Annotated in this window: 16 protein-coding genes; 3 read left to right on the top strand and 13 right to left on the bottom strand. The window is 45.9% G+C overall.

All coding sequences use genetic code 11. The annotated features are described in order from the left end of the window. Positions 1–144: 144 nt before the first annotated feature. The 3 genes from ftsX to ftsY form a co-directional block, all read right to left on the bottom strand. The gene (gene ftsX / locus OH458_RS20815; protein ID WP_039627846.1) at positions 145–1,113 is read right to left on the bottom strand and encodes a permease-like cell division protein FtsX; all 969 of its coding nucleotides are present in this window, start codon (positions 1,111–1,113) and stop codon (positions 145–147) included. Continuing rightward, positions 1,103–1,777, bottom strand: coding sequence for a cell division ATP-binding protein FtsE (gene ftsE, locus OH458_RS20820; RefSeq protein ID WP_005475644.1), 675 nt, complete (start codon positions 1,775–1,777; stop codon positions 1,103–1,105). The genes ftsX and ftsE overlap by 11 nt, the downstream gene beginning before the upstream one ends. 88 nt (positions 1,778–1,865) lie before the next feature. Then, positions 1,866–3,086 carry a signal recognition particle-docking protein FtsY gene (gene ftsY / locus OH458_RS20825; protein WP_269979691.1) on the bottom strand — a complete coding sequence of 407 codons (1,221 nt, stop codon included), beginning with the start codon at positions 3,084–3,086 and terminating at the stop codon, positions 1,866–1,868. Positions 3,087–3,298: 212 nt separating this feature from the next. Here ftsY and rsmD point away from each other — a divergent pair, with 212 nt between their 5' ends. Beyond that, positions 3,299–3,901, top strand: coding sequence for a 16S rRNA (guanine(966)-N(2))-methyltransferase RsmD (gene rsmD / locus OH458_RS20830; protein WP_038140597.1), 603 nt, complete (start codon positions 3,299–3,301; stop codon positions 3,899–3,901). A gap of 10 nt (positions 3,902–3,911) precedes the next feature. Beyond that, positions 3,912–4,178, top strand: coding sequence for a DUF1145 domain-containing protein (locus OH458_RS20835; protein ID WP_005475595.1), 267 nt, complete (start codon positions 3,912–3,914; stop codon positions 4,176–4,178). A 39-nt stretch (positions 4,179–4,217) separates the two neighbouring features. Here the strand turns inward: OH458_RS20835 and OH458_RS20840 are convergent, their stop codons facing one another. The 4 genes from OH458_RS20840 to OH458_RS20855 all read right to left on the bottom strand — a co-directional run bounded on the left by OH458_RS20840 (position 4,218) and on the right by OH458_RS20855 (position 7,167). After that, positions 4,218–4,802: a YhgN family NAAT transporter gene (locus tag OH458_RS20840; RefSeq protein ID WP_005475609.1), complete on the bottom strand. Its 585-nt coding sequence runs from the start codon at positions 4,800–4,802 to the stop codon at positions 4,218–4,220. A gap of 134 nt (positions 4,803–4,936) precedes the next feature. After that, the gene (locus tag OH458_RS20845) at positions 4,937–5,170 is read right to left on the bottom strand and encodes a YecH family metal-binding protein (protein WP_038140602.1); all 234 of its coding nucleotides are present in this window, start codon (positions 5,168–5,170) and stop codon (positions 4,937–4,939) included. A 66-nt stretch (positions 5,171–5,236) separates the two neighbouring features. Beyond that, positions 5,237–5,860 (bottom strand): lysoplasmalogenase, encoded by a 624-nt coding sequence (locus OH458_RS20850; protein ID WP_038190207.1) that lies wholly within the window; start codon positions 5,858–5,860, stop codon positions 5,237–5,239. A 938-nt stretch (positions 5,861–6,798) separates the two neighbouring features. Next, positions 6,799–7,167, bottom strand: coding sequence for a hypothetical protein (locus OH458_RS20855; RefSeq protein WP_005475608.1), 369 nt, complete (start codon positions 7,165–7,167; stop codon positions 6,799–6,801). A 327-nt stretch (positions 7,168–7,494) separates the two neighbouring features. Between OH458_RS20855 and OH458_RS20860 the strand changes: the two genes are divergently transcribed. Then, positions 7,495–7,824: a DUF2500 domain-containing protein gene (locus OH458_RS20860; protein WP_038140609.1), complete on the top strand. Its 330-nt coding sequence runs from the start codon at positions 7,495–7,497 to the stop codon at positions 7,822–7,824. Here OH458_RS20860 and OH458_RS20865 read toward each other — a convergent pair whose 3' ends face one another. The 6 genes from OH458_RS20865 to OH458_RS20890 form a co-directional block, all read right to left on the bottom strand. Further along, entirely contained in the window at positions 7,825–8,838 is a 1,014-nt protein-coding gene (locus OH458_RS20865; RefSeq protein ID WP_269979692.1) for an acyltransferase, read from the bottom strand. Between the two features lie 102 nt (positions 8,839–8,940). After that, positions 8,941–10,161 carry an organoarsenical effux MFS transporter ArsJ gene (gene arsJ / locus OH458_RS20870; RefSeq protein WP_005475591.1) on the bottom strand — a complete coding sequence of 407 codons (1,221 nt, stop codon included), beginning with the start codon at positions 10,159–10,161 and terminating at the stop codon, positions 8,941–8,943. A gap of 73 nt (positions 10,162–10,234) precedes the next feature. Continuing rightward, positions 10,235–10,741, bottom strand: a complete 507-nt coding sequence (locus tag OH458_RS20875; protein ID WP_269979693.1) for a cyclin-dependent kinase inhibitor 3 family protein — start codon at positions 10,739–10,741, stop codon at positions 10,235–10,237. 10 nt (positions 10,742–10,751) lie between these two features. After that, complete coding sequence (locus OH458_RS20880) at positions 10,752–11,753, bottom strand: ArsJ-associated glyceraldehyde-3-phosphate dehydrogenase (RefSeq protein WP_269979694.1); 1,002 nt, start codon at positions 11,751–11,753, stop codon at positions 10,752–10,754. Positions 11,754–11,776: 23 nt separating this feature from the next. Then, positions 11,777–12,118, bottom strand: a complete 342-nt coding sequence (locus OH458_RS20885) for a metalloregulator ArsR/SmtB family transcription factor (protein WP_005475616.1) — start codon at positions 12,116–12,118, stop codon at positions 11,777–11,779. A 125-nt stretch (positions 12,119–12,243) separates the two neighbouring features. Beyond that, positions 12,244–13,482, bottom strand: a complete 1,239-nt coding sequence (locus tag OH458_RS20890) for an EAL and HDOD domain-containing protein (RefSeq protein ID WP_269979695.1) — start codon at positions 13,480–13,482, stop codon at positions 12,244–12,246. Between the last annotated feature and the right edge of the window lie 6 nt (positions 13,483–13,488).

A 13,488-nucleotide genomic window follows, 5' to 3' on the forward strand; every position in this document is an offset into this window, starting at 1 on the left:
CTGGAGTCATTTTTAACCCGATAATCTTGAACCTAAAATGAACAGGTTTCAAGCAAGGGAAAGTAATTATGCATAAACAAATTGTTTACACAAGTAAAAGTACACGGTAGCGTCTACTTTTTCAAATAGTAGGACACGCTGAAATTAAACTGGTTCAATTTCTTTTAGATGACGTTGCGCAGACACTTTCGCAGCTAGGCATCCAATGAAAGTTCCCAGCATTAAAAGCAGTAAGCTCTCATCCCAGCTCAGTCCAATGAGTCTGAAGCGGCTATCATAAAGTAAAGCCAATTGCTCAACACTGCTGTTCAGTAAAACTGTGATAATCGCCGTTAAAATCCACGCAGCCAGCGCACCTAACAAGCCAAACCACATACCTGAATACAAGTAAGGGCGCAAAATAAAGCCATTGGTTGCGCCAATCAGTTTCATGGTTTGAATCTCTTCTTTATTGGCTAATACGTTGAACCTTAGCGTATTGCCCACAATGAGAAATACCGAACCCAACATCAATAACGACAGCGTAATCACAATGCCACTGACTAAGTTTTTGATTGCGTCAAGGCGCGTTAGCCAGTCTTCATCCATCCGAACATCAGTAATATCTTCTTCCGCGCGGATTAGGCTAGCGAGCTCTTTCACCTTGGCTTTCTCTTCCATGCTCGGAGTGATCACTAACACCCCTGGCAACGCGTAATCATCCAACAACGAGATTGCTTGCTCAAAGCCTGAATACTCACTCAAATCATTGAGACCTTGCTGCGGCGAAATATATTGCACGGCCGCGACTTCTTTCATGCTCTCAAGATTATCTTTCAAGATCATGATACGAGCTTCTGGTGTGCTTTCCGCAATATAACCACTGATTTGAGAAGGGCTGGTGACATGTGACGAAGCCACTGACAGGTTTTTACCAAGCAAATAGAGCGCCGATGGCAACGCTAAAGCCATAGAGATCACAGCAAGCGTAAGAAGATTGCCTAATGGTCGCTCGGTGAACTCCAATAAAGAGGCTTTTGCTTGCTTGAAATGAATGGTCAGAAAACCATCGCGCTTGACTCGATTCACCGTTCGCGCTTTGGTTGCTTTGCGGTTACGGGTATTACTGGCCATAATCTTCAACCTCGCTCAAAAAGCCTTGGTTCAGTTCAAGGTGACGATATTGAGGGCGAGTATTCACTAACCCAATATCATGCGTGGCTAGAAGAATCGTCACGCCGGCGCGGTTAAACTCTTCAAGTAATTTCAATACGCGACTCGACAGCTCTGGGTCTAAATTACCCGTAGGCTCATCAGCCAATAACAAGGTGGGGCGATTAACCACCGCGCGAGCAATACCCACACGCTGCTGCTCACCACCAGATAACTGGCTAGGAAGACACTTAGCTTTGTCCAGCAGACCCGTCTTATCCAGAGCGGCATTCACTCTGCGCTTTATTTCGTGCTCGGAAATCGACTCAATGCGCATTGGCAGCGCGACGTTGTCATATACAGGGCGATCCATCAGCAAACGGTGGTCTTGGAAAACAATACCGATGTTACGACGTAAAAAAGGAATATCTTTATTGGGGATACGTGTAATGTCGTGATCGTTGAAGTAAATCTTTCCATCCGTTGGGCGCTCAATCGCACAGATCAATTTAAGCAAGGTGCTTTTGCCCGCACCAGAATGACCACCTAAAAAGGCCATTTCTCCGCGACGCAGATGAAAGTCGACTTTTTGCAGCGCTTGACGACCACCACGATACGCTTTACTGACTTGCTGAAACTTTATCACCCGTAATTCCTCTTACGAACTTTTCTACTTTCGTGATTCCCAATCCATAAAAGTGACCGTTCATTGGTCACTTTTATGGAGCAGACAGTTAGTCTTCGCGACTAAACAAAGCGTCGATAAACTCTTGGGTTTCAAATGGACGTAAATCGTCGATGCCTTCACCGACTCCAATGTAGCGAATTGGAATCTGGAATTGGTCTGCCAACGCAAAAATAACGCCACCTTTCGCCGTACCATCTAGCTTAGTCAGAGTGATACCGGTAAGCGGCGCAGCGTCGCTAAACAGCTTCGCTTGGCTAATCGCGTTTTGCCCAGTACCCGCATCCAAGGTCAACATGATTTCATGTGGCGCTGAGCCGTCCACTTTCTGCATAACTCGAACAATCTTACGCAGCTCTTCCATCAAGTTCGATTTGTTTTGTAGGCGACCCGCGGTATCCGCAATCACCACATCCACGCCTTTTGCTTTGGCTGACTCAATAGCATCATAAATGACAGAAGCGCTGTCTGCTCCCGTGTGCTGAGCAACAACCGGGACATTATTGCGTTCACCCCAAACCTGCAGCTGTTCAACGGCCGCGGCGCGGAACGTATCACCTGCGGCAAGCATCACTTTCTTACCTTCAGCTTGGAACTGTTTTGCTAGCTTACCAATTGTCGTAGTCTTACCAACGCCGTTCACACCGACCATCAAGATCACGTATGGCGTTTTTGACGTATCCACTTCGAGCGGCTTTTCTACTGTCGATAAGATATCCGCCATCTCTTCTTTCAGTAGACCATATAGGGCTTCACCATCTTTCAATTCTTGGCGCGACGCTTTTTCTGTCAGGCTATCGATGATCTTGGTCGTGGTATCCATACCAACATCAGCAATCAAGAGCTGCTCTTCTAACTCTTCAAACAGGTCATCATCGATCTGTTTTCCTTTGAACAAGCCAAAGAAACCGGCGCCAATATTGGCTTTCGTGCGTGCAAGGCTGCGCTTTAGTCGTGCGAAAAAGCTTTCCGTCGGCTTTTCTTGCTCTACTACGCGAGGCTCTTGCGGTTCCGGCTGCTCATCAACTGGAGCCTCTTCAACTTTCTCTTCTGCTTCTGCTTCTGCTTCTGCTTCTGCTTCTGCTTCTGCTTCTGCTTCTGCTTCTGCTAGTTTAGTGTTCTCTTCCTGAGGCGCGTCTTCAATAGGTTGCGTCTCTTCGGCAACAACGTCACTTTCTACTTGTTGTTTCTCATCAACCGGTTGTTTTGCCTGGTCATCATCACCAAAGCCAAGCCAAGAAAGTAATCCGCGCTTCTTTTTTTCCGTCATCTGGGGCTATCCTAGATTGTCTTATATTTACTCTGTGACTCTTTTCTCTTGGGATTATCCCAAACAAGAAAAGAAAAATGACAACAGAGTGAAAAGTTTCCAGCGTATTGGCGATGGGGTACACTCTGTCATCAATGAATTTTGGGCTGTACTCAGGGCTTAATTGCTGAGCGACTGGGTATAGTATCACTTTATTAGCGGTCAAAAAATCTATGGTAAGACGTCGCCAGCAAAACACATCACAAAAAAAGCCATCCACAGGCTTCGTTCGTATCATTAGTGGCTTATGGAGAGGTCGAAAGCTGCCTGTCCATGATGCAGAAGGATTACGCCCAACGACCGATCGCGTTAAAGAAACCCTCTTTAACTGGATCGCGCAAGATGTACCCAGAGCCAAATGTTTGGATTTGTTTGCAGGTTCCGGTGGCCTGAGTTTTGAATCAGCGTCTCGTCAAGCAGAGCATGTGACCATGGTAGAGCTTAACACCGCGGCATTTAAACAGCTCAAACAAAACATCGCCGCATTAAAGGCCACCAATATTAGCGCGCACAACACCGATGCATTGAGCTTTCTAAAACAGCCAGGAACGCCGCATCACGTGGTATTTATTGATCCTCCGTTTCGTAAAGGATTACTCGACGAAACCGTGACCTTGCTGGAGCAGAACAATTGGCTGGCGGAAGGCGCGATGATTTATATTGAAACAGAAAAAGAGTTGGCATTGGAGTCGATTCCGGCACACTGGCAACTGTATCGAGAAAAGACGGCTGGCCAAGTGTGCTACCGACTATTTGAGCGACAACAAGACTCGTAAGGACGTCGTCATGAAAGCATTACTACTACTCGCCAAAGCGGCTATTGGCTTTGTTTGGTTTATTTTGGTTCTCAACATTTTTATGCCCTTTCCAGGCAATGCCGCTATCGCGCTTTATATTATGGCGGCGTTCCTGTTGTTCATGCACGGACTGCAAATGCTGATATTCATCGGTGCGTTTGGAGATAAGATCGCTATGAGCAAATGGGAAAAATGGTCGATTCTTATTTTTGGTATTTTTGCCTTGCTCGATATCCGACGTAAATACATGTCCTAAAAACCAAAAATGCCGCGAAGTCGCGGCATTTTTTATCTCTTAACCTAAATAGCTTTTTACGCCATCGAGGAACATTTGAGTTGAAATCATAATCAGCAAAAGTCCCATCAAACGCTCAATGGCTTTGAGTCCGCGCTCGCCCAAAATCCTATGGAAGAAGCCATAGAACATCAACACCACGAACGTCACCCCCCAAGCTAACAGTACGGCAGCCGACAACTCCAAAAGCTTATCGGGATGCTGACTAGAAAGCAGCAGTAGCGCAGCGATTACCGATGGCCCTGCAATCATTGGAATCGCCATCGGAACAAAGAAAGGCTCTTCACCTGCCGCTAAGCCAACAATACTGCCGCCCGTTGGGAAAATCATCTTGATTGCGATGATAAAGAGAATAATCCCGCCCGAGATACTCAGCGTTTCTGGTGCAACGTGAAGGAAGTTTAGGATGCTCTTTCCTGCAAAGAGGAACAGCATCAAAATACCCAGCGCAAATAGAAGCTCTCGGATTAACACTTTGCGGCGACGTTTCGGATCTAAGTGCTTCAGTATAGACAGCACAATCGGCAAGTTGCCTAGCGGGTCCATGATGAGAAACAACATGGTCGCGGCAGAAATTATATCCATGGATTAGCCCCCAAAGCAGCACGGTTTGAATAGATGAACAAAAAGACGGCGAAGTATAGCAACGTCGCACGTTAATTTGGAGGCAAAACAGATTGATTCAGTGAATAGAGATTAAATAAGCGTACTTACAGCGATCAATGACCGCACACACGATCCATATTGACAGACCATTTACCATCATGCTGGACGATTTTCTGTTTTTGAATAAAGAACGTCAGCAACGCGTCTAGGTCAAAGCCATTCAATTTACAGGTTCGAAACATCGCGTGTTCACCGAACTCTTGATTCACTGCTTGACGCAGCTCCGCCTCACTCATTGGTTTTTCTCTAAGTAAGTTTAGAACGTTATGTGCATGAATTTCCGTCATGACTGCTTTCTCCGACAATGGCATTGCGGCAAAGCATAATCGTAACCAGAGAAAAGAAATTTGATTTTAGATAATCAAAGAAGCGGTAATCAAAGCGTGCGCCAGTAAGTAGCTACCAGATATGAGATAACGGCCAAAGGCTATCGGATGTCGATAATCATGAACCGCAAGCAAGCCTGCAGAAAGTGTCAGGATGAGGGTACCAAGAAAACCAAGTGAGCCAGAGACGGTGCCTGAAAACAACCAAACTTCTCCCGCAGCCCAATTCAACTGCAGCAGCATCATCCCCATGATCACAACGGGGAAAATCAGTTTATCGATCTTAGGTAGCATTAGGAAAAACACCACAATACCAATGGCAAGAAGCATGGCTGGTAACCACCACACAATTTCCCCTGACAACTGCTGCCAAAAAGAAGTGCTGTAACACAGCTGAGCGCCGATATACGCCGAAAAGCAGAGTCGCTTGTGCTTATTAAAGAGATAGAGACTGTCCGCGAGCGCAGAAATGATAAGCCCGAGCGTCACCCACCATGCAGCAAGCCCAACCAAGCTTTCTTGGCTCCATAGCATGACCACCAGCATGAACATTGTCAGTGTTTTAAACACTGCTGCTTGCATCTTCTGATTGCTTTCACTGGCAGAAATACTAATAAAACCTGATAGTGCGACTGAAAGCCAACTCCACATGCGACCACCTCTTTTAAACTGAGTCGCTAGTGTAGGGAGGGCACTTCATATGTCCAGAGTGGGAAAGTAAAACTTGGATCTCGATTATGCTTCTACACGTTTGCATTTCTATCTGCAATGTCAGGTCAGGGCCAGCACCAGCCGTTTAAAAACCCCAAAAAAAACCATTTTATACACCCACAGAGATGAAAACATAGCATAGTGACAAAATCTTCCTTGACCAACGAGAAATCAAACAAACAAACAAGATAAATTTCCCTTAAAAACAAAAACTTAATACAAAAACAAAAAAGCCAACAGCACCATTACCTCTCGTTTTACTTCCAGTTTTATCACTCATACCCTAATGGAACAAACCCAATAATGACATCAATTCTCATCCACCAAGAAAACACCAACAAAACCTACAACAAACTCTAAAATTACAACATCAAAAGACCACTAAACCCCAAAAGAACAACAAACCTTTTATTAACATAAATAAAGATGGATTATTTTTCATTTAAAACAGCAACTTAAAAACAAAATAATGATGTAAGAACAAATAAAAACCAGCTCAAAAGTAACGATTTAAAATTGAAAAAACGGCTAAATAAACCCATAAGTACAAGTTTAAAATTGATTTTTTAAGCAGTAAGCAAAGAAAAACTTGATCAAACCATAAAAACATTGCTATTCTAAAAAGCATAGAGTTAAACATCACTATTAAGGAGCAGTGTTATGATTACTTCTTCACAAAAACAAGGACTTGTAATGATCGCGGTTGTTGTTGGCCTAATGACGCTGCCGATGATGTACTAGTCAGATTACAGAAAACAAAAAGGGACGCTTTCGCGTCCCTTTTTGTTATAAAGCAGATAAAACAATCAGATTCAGTTCAATAACTAGACACACGTCTAATTACTCTCCAACTCTAAAATATCCCACTTTTCTGGCGTTTATTGTAAATGCTTTGATAAAACATCCCAATGCGCATAATAGAAAAATAATGCCGCGACAGTGATGAGTGTCATCAGGGTGATGGCCGCCCGCCATACAAAACGACTGCTACGCGGAGTCAGCTCTTTTTCACACTCATCGCACGTGGTCAAAAAATCTCTCTGGCTATCGAGTTTGTAGTCTTCTTCATGCACAACTTTGTTGCGAATGGTCGCAATATAGCGCAGCTTGCTTATGACATCGTGAGGCAATCGCTCTTCACAACTGGTGATAAGTTGATGAAGCCCTTTGCCTTCCGCGTGATACTGGGTACGAAGCAGCTTTTCCAACTTACGTGTGCGGATAACAACTTTCTCTATATCAGACATGGCTTCCCTCCATCGCTAGTAAAGTTTAGGGGCAAAACAAAGCCTTTTACAACTTCGAGTCTCCACTCTTGGTTAGCCTTTGTTCTTTCAGTCACTGCGAATTATTATCTCCCTTTTCATTGCTGGACAAAATTGTTCCCCTAGTAAATTAATGTAAAGGAATCAATTACTAGCTATATCAGGATACTGACAATTTTCCCAATCCCTTGTGATATGCGTCTAATAAATCATTCAAGATACGCACCAACTTATCACTCAATTGCGCCAAGCCTCATCTCTAATACAAATAACCGCTAGAATAGCCAACATTAGAAGGGAGATCTCATCATGCCAATCACACTGATTGTTGCGATTCTTGTGTTCATTTTAGTGAGTGCTTGGGCATTCCAGCGTTTTTTTAGTAAGCATATTCAAGGGCAAGGAGCTCCAGAGCAAACGGCTGAAGTGACCGTTTTGGATAAGCAAGCGATTGAAATTGAGGACCCAGCGCCAGGGCAAGATGACCAAGAATATTGGATATACGTTCAGAAAGGGCGTTTGGGGCCAAAGCGTGAATTCCAAATCGGTATCCATTATTACCACGCACTTAACCCCGGGGACAAAGGCACACTCACCTACCAAGGTGACAAATTCCTGCACTTTGCGCTGAAGCGTTAACTAAGGAAGCAACCACCTTGTTTTAGCGGAGCGAGACAACAACCAACTGGTAAACAGTGCTCCTCCGCCACTCAACACAATCCACACCGGAATCACCCAGCCTGGGTGCCCCTGATACCAAGCATACTCTTTCATTGGCCATAAAAAGATAGGATGAAGAATATAAATCCCGAGACTGTGCTGGCTGATAAAACTAATCACTTTCTGAGCTCGCTCAGATAGCCCTTCACCAAAGTATCGACAAAGCATAAAGACCATGCTCGCCGCCGCTACAACATTGAGCGTTTTATAGGACAACCAGCGACCAACCGTGTATTTATCCGCTGCCAGACTATTGGTCACCACCATATAAACCGTAATGGCTAACGCCGCGCAGCCAAGCAAGCTCACTAGCGCTACGCTACGTTTGGTTAGCGGTATTCTCTGCCATAGAATATAGCCAAGTGGTAAGTACCCACTATAGAGCCAGAGTTCATGACTCCAAAACCCATCAATCCCCATCAAGTAAAGCAGCGTTGTAACTAACCAAAGGACGGTGAATAGATATAGTGGCGTATCATCTTCGCGCTTCACTACCCATTGGAAGATGGGAATCACAAAGTAGAGCGGGATAAAGTAGTAAAAGAAACCAAGGTGATAGTAGGTCGCATGCTGAGGGCTATTGAGCAGAACCTCTTGGGAAACTTTGGCGTCAAAACCGTTGGCTGTCCAACCTGAGAGATAACCATAAAATAGCGACCAAACAAGAAACGGCACCAAAACCTTCCCTAAACGCCGCTTAACATAGTAGTGAAGATCAAAAGGTCGCTTATCACTCAACATCAAGGCGCCGGAGATCAAAATGAACACAGGAACAGCCCAACGTGTCACTCCGTTTGTTGCAACAGCCGTAAACCACTCGTCAAAAGGAATGACTCCCAGTTCATGGCGATACGGCGCTAGCACGTGGATGGCAATCACAGCCACAGCCGCCACACAGCGCAGCAAGTCAAAAAACTGGACACGTTCTCTCATTGTTCAACCTCAGTGTTATAACCCTCTGAATATAGCAATAAAAAAGCTGACCAAGGTATAAGCTTGGTCAGCTTTTAGTCATGAGAAGGTCGGAGGTTGCGTTTATGCCGTCGCGACTTGATTCACTTTCGGTAGCTTAAGTGAAATAAGCGTAGTCAGTGCTAGAAAGGCAAACGAGACCCACAAACACGCTGCTAGTCCTGCCATTTGGAACACCCAACCAGACAAAATCGTACCGATCAGACGCCCCATTGCATTGGCCATGTAGTAAAAACCCACATCCAAAGAGACCCCATCACCTTTCGCATAGCTGACGATTAGATAAGAGTGAAGTGACGAATTGACGGCGAAGATCGCCCCGAAAATCATCAATCCTCCGACAATCACGAACTCAGGTTGCCAGCCAATCTGAACAGCGTAGGCAATTGATGCGGTGACGATGGCTAATCCACCAGCCCAAAGCATTGCGGCGTGACCATCGGGCACTTTCCCTTGTGCTTTGCCAGTAATCTTGGGCGCAACGCCCTGAACAACGCCGTAAGCAATTGTCCAAGCTGCAAGAAATCCTCCAACCCACGAATGATCCCAACCAAAAACGCTGCCGAGATAAATGGGCAGTGCCACGACAAACCACACATCACGAGCACCAAATAGGAACATACGTGCCGCCGAGAGAATGTTGATCGACTCAGACTTAGAGAAAATTTGCTTAAACTTCGGCTTGGTCTTCGCTTTGCCCAGATTGGCTTCTAAGCTGAGAACACTACCAATAAACACCAGAGTCAGTACCGCCGCCATGGTCAACACCGCATAGGTAAAACCAATGGTAGAGAGAAGCAAGCCGCCGACAAAGAATCCCGCCCCTTTCAATGCATTCTTAGAGCCCGTGAGGATTGCAATCCACTTATACAGCGCGCCTTGCTGTTCGTCTGGCACCAAAGTTTTAATCGAACTTTTGGCGCTCATTTTATTGAGGTCTTTGGCGATCCCAGACAATGCCTGAGCGGCCATTACCCAAGGAATCGTCAGCCAACCACTAGGCACCGCTAACATGGCCAGCGCGACAATTTGCATCCCTAGCCCGAGGTTCATGGTCTTGTTTAAGCCCAGCCTAGCCCCCAACCAGCCACCAACGAGGTTTGTCACCACACCAAAAAATTCATAGAACAAAAACAACGAGGCGATTTCTAGCGAACTGTAGCCCAAATCGTAGAAATAGAGCACCACTAGCATACGCAGTGCACCATCAGTAATGGTGAAATTCCAGTAGTTGAACGTCACCAACATATATTGACGCACGCTCTTGCTGAGAGTAGAGAACATAAGGTGAAATCCTCAAATGTGCTGTTCACGGAGCTTTCGGACACCCATGTTCCAAAAGCTCTGATCCAATGCCTTACAACGTAGAAACCGCGGTAATGTATTCAACTTGAACAGGCTTAGTGAATGCGCCTGGGCGAAGGGCTTGAACTTGAGAGATGATACTTTCTAGCGGCCAACCCTTTTCTAGCAATAGATGAGCGGCAAACAACCCAGTGCGACCCGAGCCACCCATACAGTGCATTGCAACCTTACCGCCGCTATCTACGATCTTATGAAGCTCAGGGCTTGCAGCTTGCCACTTGGCAGCGAAGTCTTCATCAGGGGCACAGTCATCTTCGATTTCTATTTGAAACCATTGCATTCCCAACTGCTTAGTCAAAGCCCCAAGCTCAGAGACCTCTTTGCTAGCAAGCTCGGCGTCATCTAGCGCCGTCACAATCGCGGCAACGCCTTGCTCTTTAAGCTGCTGCAGCGACGCTTCGAGCTCAACGCCTTTCGTTCCAGGGCAAGGAGTCAGTACTAAGGCACCAGCATCAACATCGAGTTGCCATGTCGGGTGAATCTGAACAGAATCTGTCATGTTATCCCCCTTACGCCATGCCCACGTTACGGACCAACTCAGCCGTACGTGTCGCGTAACCCATTTCGTTGTCATACCATGCGTAGATCTTCACCATGCGTTTGCCAACGAGCATGGTTGATAACGCATCCACGATGGTTGAGCGCTGATCGCCTTTGTAGTCAATCGATACAAGTGGACGCTCTTCATAGCCGAGAATGCCAGCCAGTTCATTTTCTGATGCCTGTTTAAGTAGCGCGTTGACTTCTTCAGCCGTCGTATCTCGTTTGACTTCAAAGATAATGTCAGTCAGGGAAGCATTCGCTAGCGGTACACGGACTGCATGACCGTTAATGCGGTTTTCGAGCTCAGGGAAAATCTCGACAATCGCTTTCGCAGACCCCGTCGTTGTCGGAATCAGGCTCATACCACAAGCACGAGCACGACGTAGGTCTTTGTGCGGCGCATCCAGAATGGTTTGGGTGTTAGTCAGATCATGAATGGTAGTAAAAGAGGCGTTTTCAATACCAAGCTTCTCATTGATCACTTTCACAACTGGCGCGATACAGTTGGTAGTACAAGATGCCGCGGTGACAATTTTGTGTACGGCTGGGTCAAAGATTTCATCATTAACACCCACCACGATGTTAGCCACGCCTTCTTCTTTAACTGGCGCAGAAACAACTACTCGCTTCACACCTTGATCTAAATACTTATTGAGGAAAACACCTTCGCGATGAACCCCTGTCGCTTCAATCACTACTTCACAGCCAGACCAATCGATCGCATCTATATCACGCTGCTGCGACGTTTGAATGCGCTTTCCATCGATGATCATCTCATCGCCTTCTGCGGTCACAGCGTGGTGCCAACGCCCCTGTACAGAATCGAACTCTAGCAGATGTGCTAATGTTGCGGTGTCCCCTGCAACGTCGTTGATTTGAACAAATTCTAGCTCTGGCCAATCAAACGCGGCGCGCAATGCCAAACGCCCAATACGACCGAAACCGTTAATGCCTACTTTAATCGTCATAATGCTATCTCTTCCATTGTCTATTATTGGCAGCAAACAGGACGAGCCTGAATCGCGTGTAATCGTTCTAGGTCTTGTTGGTACTCCGCCTTCAGGCAGTTTGAAGCAACAAGATCATCAATCAGTTTATTCATCCACCCCGGTAGACCCGAGGCCAAGCGATAGAACACCCACTGTCCTTGTCTCACATCGACTAAAATCCCGTTTGAACGCAGCTGCGCAAGGTGGCGAGAAATTTTAGGTTGGCTTTCTTGCAGCGCTTCGGTGAGTTCTCCGACACATAAGCACTCTTCACGTACAATCAACATTAAGCTGCGAACACGTGTTTCATCGGACAATAGTTTGAAAAACTGATGCGGTAACATATAAAACATACTCATATATGGATATGCGTATATCTTTATTTATTTGTGCGTAGAGATCAACACACGCGAGGCGGTGTCATAAAAACTTCATACTGACTGAAATGGGAAAGGCGAAGCGGTGTAGATTACACCACGCGATTGATGTCTTGACTCCAGCGCTGTGCAGCAGAGATTTTAGGCATGATATCGTCAACGGAGAGGTTAAGCTGATGACACGCTTCTTTAATGCCATACCAATCGGCACGTTCATAGCACTCCTCAACCTTGAGCAGTAAACCATAAGGCCCTTGTCGCTCAAGGAGTGCAAGCTTGATAGATGAACACAAAGGGAGTTGTTCCACTAGCTCATCCAACGAGACATCGATGAGCGCATCAAGCATCGAGAACAGACCAATAAGAAACGCCTGATCACGATATTCATTGAATGGGTTATCGTTGGCCATCAACTGACAAAACTGAGCGCGCTGCAGTGACAGGTTGTAAAGTTCTTTGGGTTTCCTTGTCGAAACAAACGAGGCCACCGCCAACGACACAAAGATTTTGAGTTTATCTTGGCCAAGATAAATCAGCGCTTGGCGAAAGGAAGAGATGGATACTTCCAAACGATCAGACATGGTATTAACAAAACGGAGCAGTTGATAAGACAGCGACACATCTTTAGCGACAATTTTCTCTATTTTGACGAAGTCCACTTCCGGTTGGCAGACCTCTTTAAACAGCTCCATGGCAATCAGCTGTTCTGGGCTTAAATACCCTTTGCGAGTGATTTCAGGTTTACCAAAAAAGTAGCCCTGGAAAAAACTAAAACCTGCTGAACGCGTGGTCAGAAACTCCGCCTCGGTCTCAACACGCTCGGCAAGAAAACGGCGTTTTACCCCTTTGCCGATGCGCTCTTTTACAAAGTCACAGGCGGACTCTAGCCCCATCGCCATGATGTCGAGTTTGACGATTTGTACAAAGGGTAAAAAGCGCTCCCACTCAGCACTGTAAACAAAATCATCAAGTGCAATTAAGTAACCGGCTTGGCTGAGCTTTTTGACCGCAAGGTAGAGCTCATCATTCGGCGTGCAAGTTTCCAGCACTTCGATAACGACCTTGTCCTTAGGCAATACCATAGGTAAGCCACGTATCAAGCTCTCTTGAGGGAAGTTAATAAAGCAACGAGAAGTGTCAATCGCTGGGTTGGTGCCCAGCGATAAAAAATTTTCGACAATCAACCTGTAAGTCGCACGATTCGATTCGATGTGGCTGGGGTAAGCATTCTTCTCGCCGTCACGAAACAGCAACTCATACCCTAAAGTTTGTCGCTTCGCGTTAAAAATCGGCTGACGAGCCACATAGGTATCGCGCGTTATACGTTGCATTCAAGT

Source organism: Vibrio sp. MarTm2 (genome assembly GCF_027587055.1).
GTDB lineage: Bacteria > Pseudomonadota > Gammaproteobacteria > Enterobacterales > Vibrionaceae > Vibrio > Vibrio sinaloensis_D.

Bases quoted from the DNA above. Each gene is read 5' to 3' on its own strand.
- ftsX (WP_039627846.1), bottom strand. From the start codon at position 1,113: ATGGCCAGTAATACCCGTAACCGCAAAGCAACCAAAGCGCGAACGGTG.
- ftsY (WP_269979691.1), bottom strand. From the start codon at position 3,086: ATGACGGAAAAAAAGAAGCGCGGATTACTTTCTTGGCTTGGCTTTGGT.
- rsmD (WP_038140597.1), top strand. From the start codon at position 3,299: ATGGTAAGACGTCGCCAGCAAAACACATCACAAAAAAAGCCATCCACA.
- OH458_RS20835 (WP_005475595.1), top strand. From the start codon at position 3,912: ATGAAAGCATTACTACTACTCGCCAAAGCGGCTATTGGCTTTGTTTGG.
- OH458_RS20840 (WP_005475609.1), bottom strand. From the start codon at position 4,802: ATGGATATAATTTCTGCCGCGACCATGTTGTTTCTCATCATGGACCCG.
- OH458_RS20845 (WP_038140602.1), bottom strand. From the start codon at position 5,170: ATGACGGAAATTCATGCACATAACGTTCTAAACTTACTTAGAGAAAAA.
- OH458_RS20850 (WP_038190207.1), bottom strand. From the start codon at position 5,860: ATGTGGAGTTGGCTTTCAGTCGCACTATCAGGTTTTATTAGTATTTCT.
- OH458_RS20855 (WP_005475608.1), bottom strand. From the start codon at position 7,167: ATGTCTGATATAGAGAAAGTTGTTATCCGCACACGTAAGTTGGAAAAG.
- OH458_RS20860 (WP_038140609.1), top strand. From the start codon at position 7,495: ATGCCAATCACACTGATTGTTGCGATTCTTGTGTTCATTTTAGTGAGT.
- OH458_RS20865 (WP_269979692.1), bottom strand. From the start codon at position 8,838: ATGAGAGAACGTGTCCAGTTTTTTGACTTGCTGCGCTGTGTGGCGGCT.
- arsJ (WP_005475591.1), bottom strand. From the start codon at position 10,161: ATGTTCTCTACTCTCAGCAAGAGCGTGCGTCAATATATGTTGGTGACG.
- OH458_RS20875 (WP_269979693.1), bottom strand. From the start codon at position 10,741: ATGACAGATTCTGTTCAGATTCACCCGACATGGCAACTCGATGTTGAT.
- OH458_RS20880 (WP_269979694.1), bottom strand. From the start codon at position 11,753: ATGACGATTAAAGTAGGCATTAACGGTTTCGGTCGTATTGGGCGTTTG.
- OH458_RS20885 (WP_005475616.1), bottom strand. From the start codon at position 12,118: ATGTTACCGCATCAGTTTTTCAAACTATTGTCCGATGAAACACGTGTT.
- OH458_RS20890 (WP_269979695.1), bottom strand. From the start codon at position 13,482: ATGCAACGTATAACGCGCGATACCTATGTGGCTCGTCAGCCGATTTTT.